General features: G+C 73.2%; 12 protein-coding genes. 5 read left to right on the top strand and 7 right to left on the bottom strand.

All coding sequences use genetic code 11. The features are described 5' to 3' along the window. The first annotated feature begins 6 nt into the window (after nt 1-6). Entirely contained in the window at nt 7-555 is a 549-nt protein-coding gene (locus IE295_RS27430; RefSeq protein WP_190066453.1) for an acyl-CoA thioesterase, read from the top strand. 39 nt (nt 556-594) lie between these two features. Here the strand turns inward: IE295_RS27430 and IE295_RS27425 are convergent, their stop codons facing one another. Further along, nucleotides 595-2,082 (bottom strand): LCP family protein, encoded by a 1,488-nt coding sequence (locus IE295_RS27425; RefSeq protein ID WP_443732314.1) that lies wholly within the window; start codon nt 2,080-2,082, stop codon nt 595-597. A 218-nt stretch (nt 2,083-2,300) separates the two neighbouring features. On the opposite strand from IE295_RS27425, the gene IE295_RS27420 reads away from it, so the two are divergent. Then, the gene (locus IE295_RS27420) at nt 2,301-3,317 is read left to right on the top strand and encodes a glycosyltransferase family 2 protein (RefSeq protein ID WP_190066452.1); all 1,017 of its coding nucleotides are present in this window, start codon (nt 2,301-2,303) and stop codon (nt 3,315-3,317) included. A 70-nt stretch (nt 3,318-3,387) separates the two neighbouring features. On the opposite strand, the gene IE295_RS27415 is transcribed toward IE295_RS27420, so the two are convergent. The 4 genes from IE295_RS27415 to IE295_RS27400 all read right to left on the bottom strand — a co-directional run bounded on the left by IE295_RS27415 (nt 3,388) and on the right by IE295_RS27400 (nt 9,430). Next, nucleotides 3,388-5,148, bottom strand: a complete 1,761-nt coding sequence (locus tag IE295_RS27415) for an LCP family protein (RefSeq protein ID WP_190066451.1) — start codon at nt 5,146-5,148, stop codon at nt 3,388-3,390. A gap of 98 nt (nt 5,149-5,246) precedes the next feature. Further along, the gene (locus IE295_RS27410; protein WP_190066450.1) at nt 5,247-7,025 is read right to left on the bottom strand and encodes an LCP family protein; all 1,779 of its coding nucleotides are present in this window, start codon (nt 7,023-7,025) and stop codon (nt 5,247-5,249) included. Between the two features lie 284 nt (nt 7,026-7,309). After that, nucleotides 7,310-8,602 (bottom strand): LCP family protein, encoded by a 1,293-nt coding sequence (locus tag IE295_RS27405; RefSeq protein ID WP_224323386.1) that lies wholly within the window; start codon nt 8,600-8,602, stop codon nt 7,310-7,312. A 75-nt stretch (nt 8,603-8,677) separates the two neighbouring features. Further along, complete coding sequence (locus IE295_RS27400) at nt 8,678-9,430, bottom strand: TIGR03089 family protein (RefSeq protein ID WP_190066449.1); 753 nt, start codon at nt 9,428-9,430, stop codon at nt 8,678-8,680. 128 nt (nt 9,431-9,558) lie between these two features. Here IE295_RS27400 and IE295_RS27395 point away from each other — a divergent pair, with 128 nt between their 5' ends. The 3 genes from IE295_RS27395 (at nt 9,559) to IE295_RS27385 (ending at nt 13,184) form a co-directional block, all read left to right on the top strand. Beyond that, a complete protein-coding gene (locus IE295_RS27395; RefSeq protein ID WP_190066448.1) occupies nt 9,559-11,088 on the top strand; it encodes a peptidoglycan recognition protein family protein in 1,530 nt (509 codons plus the stop codon). 82 nt (nt 11,089-11,170) lie between these two features. Further along, nucleotides 11,171-12,253: a mannose-1-phosphate guanylyltransferase gene (gene manB, locus IE295_RS27390; protein ID WP_190066447.1), complete on the top strand. Its 1,083-nt coding sequence runs from the start codon at nt 11,171-11,173 to the stop codon at nt 12,251-12,253. Nucleotides 12,254-12,278: 25 nt separating this feature from the next. Then, entirely contained in the window at nt 12,279-13,184 is a 906-nt protein-coding gene (locus IE295_RS27385) for a DNA-3-methyladenine glycosylase family protein (RefSeq protein ID WP_190066446.1), read from the top strand. A 33-nt stretch (nt 13,185-13,217) separates the two neighbouring features. Here the strand turns inward: IE295_RS27385 and IE295_RS27380 are convergent, their stop codons facing one another. Together IE295_RS27380 and cofD are read right to left on the bottom strand one after the other, a co-directional pair. After that, entirely contained in the window at nt 13,218-14,552 is a 1,335-nt protein-coding gene (locus tag IE295_RS27380; protein WP_190066445.1) for a coenzyme F420-0:L-glutamate ligase, read from the bottom strand. Then, the gene (gene cofD, locus IE295_RS27375) at nt 14,549-15,517 is read right to left on the bottom strand and encodes a 2-phospho-L-lactate transferase (RefSeq protein ID WP_190066444.1); all 969 of its coding nucleotides are present in this window, start codon (nt 15,515-15,517) and stop codon (nt 14,549-14,551) included. The genes IE295_RS27380 and cofD overlap by 4 nt, the downstream gene beginning before the upstream one ends. Nucleotides 15,518-15,523 lie beyond the last annotated feature (6 nt).

Raw genomic sequence — 15,523 nt, 5'->3', positions numbered from 1 at the left:
GTGGGCATGACCAATCAGGACCGGAGCCCGGAGGCGGACATATCCGGCAAGCCCACCTCGGCTTCCCGTACGACGCTCTCCCACATCATGACCGGCAGCGACACCAATCTGCTGGGTACCGTGCACGGCGGCGTGATCATGAAGCTGGTGGACGATGTGGCGGGCGCCGTGGCCGGGCGGCACTCCGGCGGCCCGGCGGTCACCGCATCGATGGACGAGATGGCCTTCCTCGAGCCGGTCCGCGTCGGCGACCTCGTGCATGTGAAGGCGCAGGTCAACTGGACCGGGCGGTCCTCGATGGAGATCGGCGTGCGGGTGCTGGCCGAGCGCTGGAACGAGTCCACGCCCGCCGTCCAGGTCGGCAGCGCCTACCTCGTCTTCGCCGCCGTCGACGGCGAGGGCAAGCCCCGGCGCGTCCCTCCGGTGCTGCCGGAGACCGAGCGCGACCGCCGGCGCTACCAGGAGGCGCAGATCCGGCGTACGCACCGGCTCGCCCGGCGTCGCGCGATCATGGCGCTGCGCGAGCAGCGGGCCGCCGACGGCATCGAGGACTGACGCCTTCCCCCCCCCGGCTTCCTCCGCTTCCTCCCGCCCTCACTCCTGTTCCGGGCAGACCACCTGGTCCCCGGTGACCACCGGGGAGCCCCCGGCCTGCAGCGGCGGGGCCTCGGCGCGCACCGGGCGCACCTCGGTGAAGTCCTTCCCCAGGACCACCTTCATCACCGGCCCCTGCCCGGCGACGGGCCGCAGCTCGGCGCCCGGCAGCGCGGCCGCCACCGAGCGGACAGAGCGGTCCCAGCGCGGGTCGTAGGTGATCACGGTGTGCCGCACCACGCGCGGGGCGTCGGCGGGGGTGCCGGTGGTGGCGAAGCCGGTGGCGCGCAGCGCCAGGTCGGTCGAGCGGGCGAGGCCGTCACGGCCGCTGCCGTTGAGGACCTGCACCCTGACCTGCTCGGGCGCCACGTCCACCGCCTTCGCCCGCCCGTTGCGGCCGCCGGGCGGCTTGGCGTCCTGCGCCCGGTGCGGGGCGCGCGGCGCGGTGTTGACCGGGCGGTCCTCGCGCAGGGCCTGGAAGAGCTTGCCGGCGGCCGGCTCGTCCCACTTCACGGTCGAGCCGAGGCCGGGGACGGGGAAGTTCGCGGTGGCGATCGGCACGGAGGTGAACTCGGCGGACGCCGGGGTCAGGTTCCGCAGCGCCCGGCCGAGCTGGACGAGGTCGTCGCTGCCGAAGCCCCGGTCGGCGCGGACCGAGCCGACCACGGCCGAGGCAACCTCCTGGAACTTCACCGGGTTCAGCAGCACCCCGCCGTCGGCCACCTTGTGGATGAGCGAGGCGAGGAATCGTTGCTGCCGCTGCATCCGGCCCAGGTCCGCGGCCCCGTCCAGGTGCCGGGAGCGGACGTACTGCAGGGCCTTGCCGCCGTCGAGGGTGCTGGTGCCGGCCGGGAGGTTCAGGCCGGTGTAGGCGTCCCGGAGCGGCCGCACGGTGCACACCTGCACCCCGCCCACCGCGTCGACGGTCTCCATGAAGCTGGTGAAGTCGACCTCCATGTAGTGGTCGACGTGCACGCCGGTCAGGCGTTCGACGGAGCGCACGGTCAGGCTGGGGCCGCCCTCGGCGTAGGCGGCGTTGAGCTTGAGCGGGTGGGCGGCGCGGATGCCGCCCCTGCCGTCGGGCTGCTCGGGGATCTCGGTGTAGGTGTCACGGGGCAGCCCGACCACGGTGGCCCGGTCGCGGTCGGCGGACAGGTGCACCAGCATCATCGTGTCGGTGCAGTGACAGGGGGCGCCGCCGAGGTGGTAGCGCTCGCGGTCCCGCTTGGTGATCCTGTCCCGGCCGTCCGTGCCGACGAGCAGGACGTTCATGCCCTGCCCGCTGCCCGGCCGGTTCGACAGGCCCTCGAAGGGGTCCACCCGGCCGATGCCGCCCTCGATGCCGTAGACCACCGCGTGTCCGATGCCGCCCGTGCCCAGCACCACCACGGCGACGCCCGTGGCCAGCCGCATGCCCCAGCGGGGGCGGCGGGCGGGGCGGGGGCGCGGGGCCGGGCGGGGCCGGGGGGAGCGGGCCGGTGCGGTCACTGCGAGACCTCCGCGACGATCGGGCCCCAGACGGGGGAGGAACCGGGAACACCGTAGGCCCATACGATGAACTGCCTGCGGCCCCACGCCGTCGTCGGCGGCTCCGCCACCCGGGCGGGGCGGAAGCGTGTCCCCCATTGGCGGTAACGTGGCCGGGGATACCGACGAACCAGCCGTCCGCCGCGGGGTGACCCCGACCCCCGTACCCCCGAGGAACCATGCACGATCAGCAGCCGCCCGCCGTTTCCGTGATCATGCCGGTGCTCAATGAAGAGCGGCATCTGCGCACCTCCGTGCGGCACATCCTGGAGCAGGAGTATGCCGGTGAGCTGGAGGTGGTCATCGCCCTCGGTCCGTCCACGGACCGCACGGACGAGATCGCCGCGGAGCTCGTCCGGGAGGACTCCCGGGTCCATACCGTGCCGAATCCCACCGGTCGCACCCCTGCCGCGCTCAACGCCGCGATCAAGGCATCACGTCACCCGATCGTGGTACGCGTCGACGGTCACGGAATGCTCTCGCCGAACTACATCGCGACGGCGGTGCGGCTGCTGGAGGAGACCGGTGCCCAGAACGTGGGCGGCATCATGCACGCCGAGGGCGAGAACTCCTGGGAGCGGGCCGTCGCCGCGGCCATGACGTCCAAGGTCGGCGTGGGCAACGCGGCCTTCCACACCGGCGGCGCGGCGGGCCCCGCCGAGACCGTGTACCTGGGCGTCTTCCGCCGCGAGGCGCTGGAGCAGCAGGGCGGTTACAACGAGGAGTTCATCCGCGCCCAGGACTGGGAGCTGAACTTCCGCATCCGGGAGGCCGGCGGGCTGATCTGGTTCTCGCCCGAGCTGCTGGTCTCCTACCGGCCGCGCCCGAACGTCAAGGCGCTGGCCAAGCAGTACAAGGACTACGGCCGCTGGCGGCACGTCGTCGCCCGCTACCACCAGGGCTCGATCAACCTGCGCTACCTCGCCGCCCCCACCGCTGTGGTCGCCATCGCGGCCGGTCTGGTGGCCGGCGTCACGGTCACCCCGTGGGGCCTGGTCGTTCCCGCCGGCTACCTCGCGGCCATCACGGCGGGCTCGGTGCCCGCCGGCAAGGGGCTGCCGCTCGCGGCGCGGGTGCGCATCCCCGTGGCGCTGGCCACGATGCACATGTCGTGGGGCTTCGGCTTCCTGACCAGCCCCCGCTCGCTGGCGAAGAAGGTCATCGCCAGCCGCCGCCCGGCCGTCCGGGCGAGCTGACCGACGTACGACGCCGATCAGGGCTCGTGGCCGCACCGGCCACGAGCCCTGATCCGTTGTGCGGGCGGGCTCAGAAGCGGTTGAGCGGGTTGACCTTCATGCAGGCCGACCTGTCGTCGCCGTTGAGGGGGTCCGAGCTCTCGGGGGCCTTGTTGTCGTCGGGCTTCTTCGTGCCCTTGCCGTCGCCCTTCTCGCCCTTCTCGCCCTTCTCGCCGTCCTTGCCGGACTTGCCGTCCTGCCCGGACTTCTCGTCCCCGACGTCCTTGCCGTCCTTCGTGGAGGGCGTGGCGGACGGGTCCGCTGCCGTCCCCTCCTCGCTCTCCTTGGGGTAGGACGTGCCGCCCTTCCAGTCGCCGCCGATGACCAGGGTGATCTGCTGGACCTCGGGGGAGTGCCGCACCGCCGTCTCCGGCAGGCCCAGGGCCTTGGCCACGGCCAGGGCGTCACCGCGCTGGGTCGCCCTCGGGTACGTGAGCGTGGTGTCCGCCTGGGCGCGCGGCGTGGAGTCGGAGGTGACCTTGGCGAAGCCCTGCTTGACCAGGAACGCGGCGATGTCGGAGCCACGGCCGGTGACCGGCGGCTCCACGACGGTGCCGGTGCCGTTGAAGACGGTGACCGCGATGTCCTTCTTCGGCGCGGCCGGGGGAGCGGAGGGCAGGGACTTCGGGTCCTTCCTGGGGTCCTTGCCGTCCAGCGCGATGTCGTTGCGGACGAGGGAGAAGAGCTTGTCCGCGTCGCCGGGCTTGGGGATCACGTGCGCGTCCGGGTTCTGCGGGTCGGAGACCCAGGGCATGGTCGTCATGGTGATCCGGCCGGAGGGCACGCGCTTGATGTCGTCGGCGAGGTTGTAGAGCTTCTTGACCGAGCCGAGGTCCTTGTCGACCGTGAGCGCCTTGGTGGCGGCCTCGGCGAGGTCGGTGAGCTGGCCCGGGTCGGAGAGCTTGGTGCCGGACTTCAGCTGACGGACCATCGCGTTCATGTACATGTGCTGGGCGTGGGTGCGGCCGATGTCGCTGCCGTCCTCGAAGCCGTGCCGGGTGCGCAGCCACTGCAGGGCCTGCTCGCCCTTGACCGTGCGGGTGCCCTTGAGCAGGCGCAGGCCGGACTTGTCGTCGTAGATGTTGCTGTCGACGCAGACCGGGACGCCGCCGACGGCGTCGGCCATGCTCACCACGCCCGCGAAGTCGATCATCATGAAGTGGTCGACGGGGATGCCGGTGAGCTCCTCCCAGGTCGCCACGGTGCAGCCGGGGCCGCCGTTGCCCAGGCTGGTGTTGATGATCTGACGGCTGGTCTCGCGGTAGACCTTGCCGCTCTCGGGGTCGGTGCACTTGGGGATGGTCACCCGGGTGTCGCGGGGGACGCTGATGACCGACATGTTGCTGCGGTCGGCCGAGACGTGCACCAGCATCTGCACATCGGCCAGCGGGGGCCGGTCGGCGTCGTCGCGGGCGCCGCCGAGGTCCTGGTTCTCCTTGCTGTTGCGGCTGTCGGAGCCCAGCAGCAGGATGTTCAGGGGACGCTGGCCGTCGGCGTTGGCGGCGCTGCGGTCGAGCTGCTTGTCCCCGAGGTTGAGCTTGTTCTTCCTGATGTTGCCGTTGAGGTGTTCGTAGTAGAAGTACCCCGCGGCGGAGACGCCGAGGACGAGCACGGCGAGGCCGAGCGCCGCCCAGCGGGCTATTCGCCCGATGCGCCGGCGCCGGCCGCCGGCTATGGAGCCCTCGGCGTCCTTCGTGTCCCCGGTCTCCTCGGCCCCGGGCTTGCCGCCCTCGACCTCGTCGCCCTCGGACTGCGCGGCCTGCTCTTCCCGCACGCCGCTGCTCTGCCGCATCGGGCCTCCCCTGAATGGTGCGTCCGGCCCGATGGGCAGGCGTGTCGTACCTGATGAGTATTACTGCGTAATGAGATGCGAAAGCCCGGCAGGGGGGTTCACTTGGCGCAGATGTTCTTGTCGTCCGCTTCGACCTTCTGAATGCCCTCCGGGGCCTTCTTCGGGGCGGAGACCGGGGTTCCGGCGCCCTTGAAGTCCGCGCCGAGGATCAGCGTCATCTCCGCGGTGGGCGCCGCGTTGCTCGAGCCCTGCTTCAGGGCGTCGACGGGCAGGCCCATCTCGTCGGCCAGACGGCGGGCCTGGTCGGCCTGGTTGGGGGCGAACTCCAGGACCGTTTTGTCCTTCTTGCCGCCGGAGGCGTTGCCGCCGTTGCTGGTGCGGGGCATGCCCTTGGAGTTCTGCATCCAGGCGACGGTCTCCCCGGCGGCGCCCATCCGCCCGCTGCCGTTGAGCACCTTGACGCGTACGGTCGCGGGCGCGGCGCGCGGCCCCTTGAGCAGGGCCGCCTGCTTGGCGTCCGCCTCCTCCTGGGCCTTCTCCTCCTTCTCCTTCACCTCGGTGAGGGAGACGTCCTGACGGACCATGGCGAAGAGCGGCTCGGCCTTCGTCTTGTCGAGGACGACGGTCTTGTGGTTCTTGCCCTCGGCGGGGTTGTCGACGACGGGCACCGTGGCGAAGGTGATGTTCTTCGTGTTGACCTTGCTCAGCTCCTTGGCCAGCGCGGTCAGCTTGCTGATGGATCCTATGCCGGTGTCGACCGTGAGGGAGTTCGTCGCGGCATCGCTGAGCTGGTAGAGCTTCTTGGGGTTGGTGAGGGTGTCACCGGACTTCATCTTCCGGATCATGGAGCTGAGGAACTGCTGCTGCAGCTCGATCCGGCTGAGGTCGCCGCCGAAGCCGACCGAGTGGCGCGTGCGCACGAAGGCGAGGGCGTCCTCGCCCTCGACGGTGTGCCGGCCCTTGCTCATCTTCAGGTGCGAGTCGGGGTCGTTGATGTCCTTGGCCACGCAGACCTCGACGCCGCCGACGGCCGAGGACAGCTGCTTGACGGCGTTGAAGTCGGCCATCATGAAGTGAGTGACCTTCAGCTTCGTCAGCTGCTCCACCGTCCGCCAGGTGCAGCCGGGGTCGCGGTCCTCCTGGCCCAGGCTCTCGTTGAAGCGGACGCCCTTGGAGCCGGGGATGGTCTTGGTGGAGCCGTTCTTCTGCTTGGTCGGGCAGTCCGGGATGTCGGTGATCATGTCGCGCGGGATGGACAGCGCGGTGGCGTTCGTACGGTCCTCGGAGACGTGGAAGAGCAGCGTGGTGTCGGCGTGTCCGACGCTGCCGGCGTCGCCGTAGCCGGTGTTGCCCTTGCCGGAGCGCTTGTCGGTGCCGATGACCAGGATGTTCACCGGGCCCTTGGTGACGGCTCCGTTGTTGATGCCGACGTCGACCTTGTCGATGTTGTCGTTCAGGTGCTGGTAGAGCAGGTAGCCGCCCACGGTGGCGACGACGAGCACCACGCCCACCGTGCCGCCGGTCCACATCAGGGCCTTCTTCTTGCCCGACTTCTTCGGCTTGGGTTTACGGCGTCCCGTCGCCGCGGCCTTGGCCGCCGCCCGGCGGCCACCGCCGCCGCCCCGCTGTCCGGGCACGGACCTGCCGCCGCCCCCGCCGCCGCCCGGCCTGGGCTTCGGCTTGGGCCTCGGCGCGGCCGATGCGGCGGCGCGCTTCCCGGGAGCGGGGGAGGGTGTTGCGGCAGGGGTGTCACCAGCCGGTGTCACCGGCTCCCCGGCATGGTCCAGCCGCAGCTCGTAGCTGCCGGTTTTGGGGTCGAACACCCACTGGTCGGCGGGGTCGATATCGCCCGCTCGCCCACGGCCTTGCGCGTCCACGGTCGCTTGAATCCTCCGTCGGTGCCACGCGGCGCCTACCCCCCCGAGGCGCTCGATCATGTCATCTTGCAGTGCGCGGTCAGCCCGGCCGTGCGCACCGGATCGCTCACACTATCCGCCCAGTTCAGCGTCAAGCGACGCCCGTGACAAATTGCACTCCCCTACAACTGGGCAATCTGCCCAATCCCTTCGCGGAGACGAACGTCGGAGCGAACACCGGTACGGAGTGATGATCGTACCTTTTGGCGGGTTTCTTGAGGATTTCGTGCGGGCCCTCGCACGTGTCAGCCGCAGATCCCCCGGGCGGCGGTGGTGCCCTCGTACGTCGGCGGCGTCGTGGGCAGCGGGGAGGGCGACACGGACGGCGACGAAGGCGGCGACGGCGGCACGGATTCCGGCACACCGGGCACAACGGACTGCTCCGGCCCCTCCGTGCCCTCGAGCTCATCCGGCCCCGGAACCGGCTCCCGCCGCGAGCGCGGCTTGCCGTCCGCCGGGCGCACATGGGCGCTCACGGCCACCGGCCGGTCCAGGCGCAGCTGGCGGAAGAGCTGGTCCGCGTCCGGCTGGACGAGCTCGTCGCGGGCGCTGTTGAACGGGTACGGCCGGCGCGGCGCCGTCAGGAACTGCACCCGCTCGGTGGGGATGCCCCGCACGGTCCGCACCAGGTCGTACATCTTCCTGATCGAGTCCAGCCCGGAGTCCGTGGTGATCGACCGCGTTGCGGCGTCCAGCACGGGGTAGAGCCGCGCCGGGTTGAGCAGCACCCCGTCGCTCTGCATCTCGCGCACCAGGGCCCCCAGGAACTGCTGCTGACGCCCCATCCGCTCGGTGTCGCTGCCGTCCCCGAGGCTGTAGCGGGCCCGGACGTAGCCCAGCGCCTGCTCCCCGTGCAGCACCTGGCGGCCCGCGGGCAGCTTCAGCCGCGCCTCACGGTCGTCCACCGGCCGCTTCAGGCACACCTCCACGCCGTCGATCGCGTCCACCAGGCCCTTGAACCCGTTGAAGTCCAGCACGATGTGATGGTCGATCCGGATCTGCGTGATGTTCTCGACGGTGCGAATGGTGCAGGCGGTGCCCGCGAGCTCGTACGCCCAGTTGAACTGGGCGAAGCGCTCATGCGTGTACGTACCGTCCGGCCTGCGGCAGGTGGGGATCTTCGCCATCAGGTCGCGGGGCAGGCTCACGGCGGTCGCGCGGCTCCGGTCGGCGGCCACGTGCAGCAGGATCGTGGTGTCCGAGCGCTGGGTGCCGCTGTCCCCGCCGTAGCGGCCGTTGCCCGAGCCGCTGCGCGTGTCCGAGCCGATGAGCAGGATGTTCTGGGCGCCCGCCACCAGCGCGCTGGGGCGCTCCTTCTCCCAGCGGCGCAGCTCCTCCGCCGTCTCGGTGTCGGTGGTGATGTTGTCGTTGAGCCGCTCGTAGAGCACCCAGCCGATCCCCGCCACCACCAGCACCAGCAGCGCCAGGCCCAGCGCCAGCCTGCGCGCCCAGCGGCGCCGGCGCACGGGTGGCGGGCCGGGCGGCTCCGGGGCGAAGAAGTCGTCCGGCCACGGGGGCGGGCCAGGGCTGTGGGTCACGGCTGCGCTGCGTCCCTCCTCGGCGGGTGCCGGCGTACTCGCCGATCATCGCCCGGGACGCGCGCCGCGGCAGCGTCAGAGGGCCGTCACGGTGACGCGCTCGCTCTCGCGCCGCTTCTCCAGGCCGCCGCCGGAGAGCCGGTCGAGGTGGCGGCACAGCACCACTGACCCGCCCGCGGCCAGCGGTGCGAAGAGCCCGGCCGACAGCCCCTCCCAGTGGTCGTACGGCAGCCCCGAGAGCATGCGCGAGCCCGCGCCCAGGCCGTGCTGGAGGGCGTCCGTGCGCGCCTGCTCGACCACCTGCGCGCCCGTCAGCTCCCGGCCGCCCACGACCAGCGCCGGGGCGTCGGGGTCCACGGGGACGAAGGGGGCGAACCGGTCGCCCTGGGAGGGCACCTCGACGGCGTAGTCCGCGAAGCCGGCCGGAGGCTGCGGGAAGCGGCCGCCCAGGGGGCGCAGCGCCAGCGCCATCCGCTCGCCGGAGCAGGCGGCCGCCTCCTCGAGCGCGTCCGGGCCGCTGACGACCAGGTCGGCCGCGGCCGGGTCGCCGCCCACCTCGGCGACGACGCCGACGGAGGAGCAGGCGAGCAGCCAGACGGCGGTCTGCCAGTGCGCGGGCAGCAGCAGCGCGAGACGGTCGCCGGGGCCGGCGGCGAGGTCGCCCTGGAGCAGGTTGGCGGTCTTCGCCACCCAATTGGCGAAGGTCGCCACGGACAGTTCCACGCGTTCGCCGGTGGCGTCGTCGTAGAAGGTCACGAGCGGGCGGGCCGGGTCCGCGGCGAGCGCGGAACGCAGCAGGTCGGCGGGGGTGCGATCGGTGGCGTTCATCGCCGCCAGCGTACGCGGGGGAGGGGCTGACGGGCAGTCGGCCGGGTGCCCGGGAAGGCCCGTGGGGACCGACTCGCCGTCAGCCCGCGAATGGACAGATATGGCTAAATATGCCCAGGATTTCAGGTATGCGTGGAATCCTCGTCTCCTCGGCCGTCGCCGCCTGCGCCGCCGCCCTGACCCTGCCCTTCCTCGCCGCCCCCTCCAACGCCACCGCGTCCGCCCCCGCGCCCGGCCCCGCACCGACCGCCGCCCCGGGCTCCACCCACTCGCTGCCGCTCGTGCCGCTCGGCCCCCGCAGCCGCGCCGGCGGCCAGGCGGAGCGCGGGCTGCCGCCCCGGAACGTGGATCCCTTCTCCCTGGTCGGCATCGTCTGGGACGACGCCGGCAAGGAGCTGAGGGCCCGGGCGCAGGTGCGCACCCGCCCGGTGGGCGGCAAGGAGTGGTCGGGCTGGCAGGACGTCGAGACGCACGACGACGACCGCCCCGACCTCGGCTCGCCCGAGGCGCGCGGCGGCACCCTGCGAGGATCCACCGCCCCCCTGTGGGTCGGCGCCTGCGACGCCGTCCAGGTCAGGGTCCGTCAGGAGGCGGCCGCGGGACGGGCCTCCGAGAGCTCGCCCCTGCCCGCGGGCCTGCGCGTGGAACTCGTCGACCCCGGCAAGGACCCGGCCGCGCCCCGCCCCGCCCGCCGCGCCGCCCCCCTGCCCGCCGAGGAGGACAACGCCGCCTCGGCGGCCAACATCCCGCTGGCTCCGCTGGGTGCCACGGAGATCCCCGCCCTGGGCCGGCCGGAGTCGGCCCGCGACGTCCTGGCCGCCCGTGTGGACCTCGTCCACACGAGCACGGTCGTCACGGACGCCAAGCGGACGGATCCCGACGGCCACGGCGAGACCGACCCCGAGGGCGAGGGCCAGTCCGAGGCGCCGCCGGTTCCCCCCGGCCCGCCCGGTCCCCCTGGTCCCCCCGGCCCGCCCGCCCCTCCCGTACCGCCCGACCCCTCGGACCCGCCGGAGGACATCGACGACGAGGCCGGCGTCGTCCCCGGCTACTACGTCGGGCCGCGCCCGCGCATCGTCACCCGGGCCGGCTGGGGCGCCGACGAGTCGATCCGCGAGCACGGCTTCCCGTACAACAAGACCGTGCGGGCCGCGTTCGTGCACCACACCGCCTCCGGCAACGGCTACAGCTGCGCACAGTCCGCCTCCGTCATCCGGGGGATCTACCGCTACCACGTGGTGAGCAGCGGCTGGCGGGACATCGGCTACAACTTCCTCGTGGACAAATGCGGCACGGTGTACGAAGGCCGGGCAGGCGGTGTGGCGAAACCCGTCAGAGGCGCCCATACTCTCGGTTTCAACACCAACAGCATGGGAATCGCCGTGCTCGGATCCTTCGGGAGGGCCAACCCGTCCGGGGCCGCGGTCGACGCCGTGGCCGCCATCACCGCATGGAAGCTCGGCCTCTACGACGTCAACCCCGCCGGCAGCACCACCCTGGTGTCCGGCGGCGGCAACCTCTTCAAGAAGGGGACCTCCGTCAGGCTCAAGGTGATCTCCGGGCACCGCGACGGCTACTCCACCGAATGCCCGGGCGACCGCCTCTACAAGCGGCTCGGCACCGCCCGTGCCGAGGCGGCCCGGCTCCAGGGCCGCTGACCGGGCGCGGCCGGAGCCGCACGTTCTGCATACACTGGCCGCCGATCACGGCCCGGCCCCAGCAGGAAGCAGAGACGACAAGGTGACAGAAGCGATCCTCCTGGTCGGCGGCAAGGGCACTCGGTTGCGCCCGCTGACGGTGCACACGCCCAAGCCGATGGTCCCGGCGGCAGGCGTGCCGTTCCTCACCCACCAGCTGGCCCGGGCCCGCGCGGCGGGCGTCGAGCACATCGTGCTCGCCACGTCCTACCTGGCCGAGGTCTTCGAGCCGTACTTCGGCGACGGCTCGTCCCTGGGCCTGCACCTGGAGTACGTGACCGAGGTGGAGCCCCTGGGCACGGGCGGCGCCATCCGCAACGTGGCCTCGCGCCTGCGCTCCGCCCCCGACGAGCCGGTGCTCATCTTCAACGGCGACATCCTCACGGGCCTGGACATCGAGGCGCTGGTCGACACCCACCGCACCACCGGCGCCGACGTCTCCCTCCACCTCACCCGGGTGGCGGACCCCAGGGCCTTCGGCCTGGTGCCCACGGACGCCACGGGCCGGGTGCAGGCCTTCCTCGAGAAGCCGCAGACGCCCGAGGAGATCGTCACCGACCAGATCAACGCGGGCGCCTACGTCTTCAACCGCTCGGTCATCGACGAGATCCCCGCCGGCCGCCCGGTCTCCGTCGAGCGCGAGACGTTCCCCGGCCTCCTCGCCGCCGGCGCCCACCTGCAGGGCATGGTCGACTCCACCTACTGGCTCGACCTGGGCACCCCGCAGGCCTTCGTGCGCGGCTCGGCCGACCTGGTCCTGGGCCGCGCCCCGTCCCCGGCCGTCCCCGGCCGCTGCGGCGACCGCCTGGTCCTCGACGGCGCCGTGGTCGCCCCCGACGCCAAGCTCATGGGCGGCACCGTCATCGGCGCCGGCGCCCGGGTGGAGTCCGGCGCGTACGTCGACGGCAGCACGGTCCTGGAGGGCGCGGTGATCGAGCCGGGCGCCCGCGTGCGCGACTCCCTCGTCGGCGCGGGCGCCCGCATCGGCGCCCGTACGGTCCTGGACGGCGCGGTCATCGGCGACCGCGCGCAGATCGGCCCGGACAACGAGCTGCGCGACGGGGCGCGGATCTGGTGCGGCGCGCAGATCCCCCGGGGCGCGATCCGCTTCTCCTCCGACCAGTAGACGCAGGACGACGTACCCTGGCCCGATGGCCACCCGCACGTGGGCCCCGCCCGGTGGCGGCCCGTACGACCTGGAACGCACCCTGTGCGTCCTGGCGCGCGGCCCCGGCGACCCCGCCTACCGGGTGGCCCCGGACGGCTCCCTCTGGCGTGCGAGCCGCACCCCGCAGGGCCCCGGCACGCTGCGGCTGACCTACGACGGCCGGGTCCACGGCGAGGCGTGGGGCCCGGGCGCCGACTGGCTCCTGGACCGGCTCCCGACCCTCTGCGGCGCGAGCGACGACCCGGCGGAGTTCACCCCCCGCCATCGCCTCGTCCACGAGGCGCACCGCCGCAACCCCGGCCTCCGGCTGGCCCGCACCGCCCTGGTCCTGGAGTCGCTGATCCCCTCGATCCTCGAACAGAAGGTCACCAGCGACGAGGCGTACCGCGCGTGGCGCCTGCTGCTGCAGCGCCACGGGGAGCCCGCTCCGGGCCCCGGCCCCGGCCTGCGGGTGATGCCGGACCCACGGGCGTGGGCCCTCATCCCCTCCTGGGAGTGGCACAAGGCCGGCGTGGACGGCAAACGGTCGGCGACCATCGTGCGGGCGGCCCGCGCCGCCGCGCGCCTGGAGGAGGCCGCGGCGATGGACGAGGCCGCCGCCTCCGCCCGCCTCCAGGCGGTCCCCGGGATCGGCCCCTGGACGGCGGCGGAGACGCTGCAGCGCACCAACGGCGCCGCCGACGCGGTCACGACCGGCGACCTGCACCTGCCGAGGATCGTCGGCTACGCCCTGACGGGCGTGCGCGGCACGGACGACGACGGCATGCTCGAGCTGCTCGCGCCCTACGCGGGCCAGCGCCACCGGGCGTGCCGCCTCATCCTGCTGAGCGGCGTGGTGCCCCCGCGGCGCGCCCCGCGCTTCTCGGTGCGGGACTTCTCCGGGATCTAGCCGGACCGTGGGGCGCACCCGCCTCGCGCCGGCCTACCGCACCACCACGAACGCGTCGGCGTCCCGCGCGCCCCGCTCACGCGGCGCGGCCGCCGGCCGCCCCACCGCCACGGCGCCCATCGGGTGCCAGTCCTCCGGCAGTCCGAGCACCTCGCGCACCACGTCGGGGCAGAACATCGTCGAGGACACCCACGCCGACCCCAGCCGCTCGCTCGCCAGAGTCACCAGGAAGTTCTGCACCGCGGCCCCCATGGCGACCACGAACATCTCCCGTTCCGCCGCCGAGCGCCGTGCGTCCGGGTAGTCGTGCGAGCCGTCCATGACCAGGCACGGCACGACCAGGTACGGCGCGTTGCGCAGCACGTCCCCGCGCCGCACCCGCTTGGCGATGCTCGCCTCCGAACGCCCGTCCGCCCGCAGGTCCGCGACCCACGCGTCCCGCATGGCGTCCAGCAGCCGCGTCCGCGCGTCCGCCGACTCCAGCAGCACGAACCGCCAGGGCGTCGTGTGGTGCGGCGCCGGGGCCGTCACGGCCGCGGCCACGGCCCGCCGCACCGCCCCCGGGTCCACGGGATCGTCCGTGAACTCCCGCACCGTCCGCCGCAGCGAAACCGCTTCCCGTACGGCCTCCGACGTCCCCAGCCGGAACATGTCGTCCTCGGCCGGCCGCACCAGCCACCGGGCGCCCTCGTCCTCGGGCACGTCGCCGACGACGTGCGGCAGTCCCCGCACCACGGCGACGGGCAGCCCTCCGGCCTTCCCCTTGACCAGGTCGCCGGCCGCGGCCAGCTCGTCGACGGTCGCCACGACGGTGGCGACCAGAGGATTGCCGTACGCGTCCACGCCGCCGCGCAGGTCGTCCGCCACCTGCACACCTGCCGCGCCGATCGCGAAGTCCGTGACGCCCTTGCGCCACGGCCGCCCGGCCGTGTCGGTCACCACGACCCCCACGTCGACCCGCAGCGCGTCCCGCAGCCCGTCCCGGATGCGCCGCGCGGAGGCGTCCGGGTCCTCGGGCAGCAGCAGCACCGTGCCGGCCTCCGTGTTGGAGGCGTCGACACCGGCGGCGGCCATGACGAGGCCCAGCCGGTTCTCGACGACGCGCAGCGTGCCGCGCCGGGCCACGAGCCGGACCGTTTCCGCGTCGATCGCGGCCTCGCGGTCCGCGGCCGCCAGGATCCGCCCCTCCGCCTTGCTGACGATCTTCGAGGTGACGACGAGGACGTCCCCGTCGGCGAGCCCCGGCCGGCCCTCGGCCGTCACGGCGGCGGCGATGAGCTTGACGAGGTCGTCCCCGGGACGCACCTCGGGAATCCCGGGCACGGCCCAGACGCGGTAGCCGGGGGCCGGCACCTCGGCGGCGCTCACGCGCGCACCTCCTCGGCCAGCGCCAGCGCCTCGCGGGCCATGGCGGCCGTGGCCTCGAGGTCGGTCATCATCAGCGGCACGGCCCGGCAGCGGATGCCCGCGGCCTCCACCTCGTCCACGGCGTCCGCGTCCACGGAGTCCACGAGCCACCCGTCGATCAGCCCGGAGCCGTAGTGCCGCGCGACGGCCGCCGCGGTGGCCTCGACGCCGACGGCCTCGAGCACCTTGTCGGCCATGCCCCGCACGGGCGCGCCGCCGACGATGGGGGAGAGGCCGATGACGGGGGCGGAGGAGCCGGCGACGGCCTCCCGGATCCCGGGCACTCCCAGGATCGTTCCGACGCTCACCACGGGATTGGACGGCGGGAAGAGCACGACGTCCGCCGCCGCGATGGCCTCGAGCACGCCCGGTGCCGGCTTGGCCTGGTCCGCGCCCACCGGAACGATGGCGTGGGCGGGCACCGAGGCCCGCAGCCGCACCCAGTACTCCTGGAAGTGCACGGCCTTGCGGGTGCCCTCGGCGCCCTCGGGGTCGTCGATCAGGACGTGGGTCTCGACGCGGTCGTCGCTCATCGGCAGCAGCCGTACCCCCGGCTGCCACCGAGCGCACAGCGCCTCGGTGACGGCGCTCAGCGGGTACCCGGCGCCGATCATCTGCGTCCGCACGATGTGCGTGGCGAAGTCGCGGTCGCCGAGCCCGAACCACTCGGGCCCGACGCCGTAGGCGGCCAGTTCCTCCTTCACCGCGAACGTCTCGCCGGCCCGGCCCCACCCCTGGTCCTCGTGGATGCCGCCGCCGAGCGTGTACATCACCGTGTCGAGGTCGGGGCAGACCTTGAGCCCGAACAAATGAATGTCGTCGCCCGTGTTCCCGATGACGGTGATCTCGGCGTCGGGGACTGCTGACTTGAGGCCACGGAGGAAGCGGGCGCCCCCGATCCCGCCGGCCAGAACCACAATGCGCATGAGCGC

The organism is Streptomyces griseocarneus (genome assembly GCF_014655595.1).
Classification (GTDB): Bacteria; Actinomycetota; Actinomycetes; order Streptomycetales; family Streptomycetaceae; genus Streptomyces; species Streptomyces griseocarneus.
This window is presented reverse-complemented; position numbering and strand designations above follow the sequence as displayed.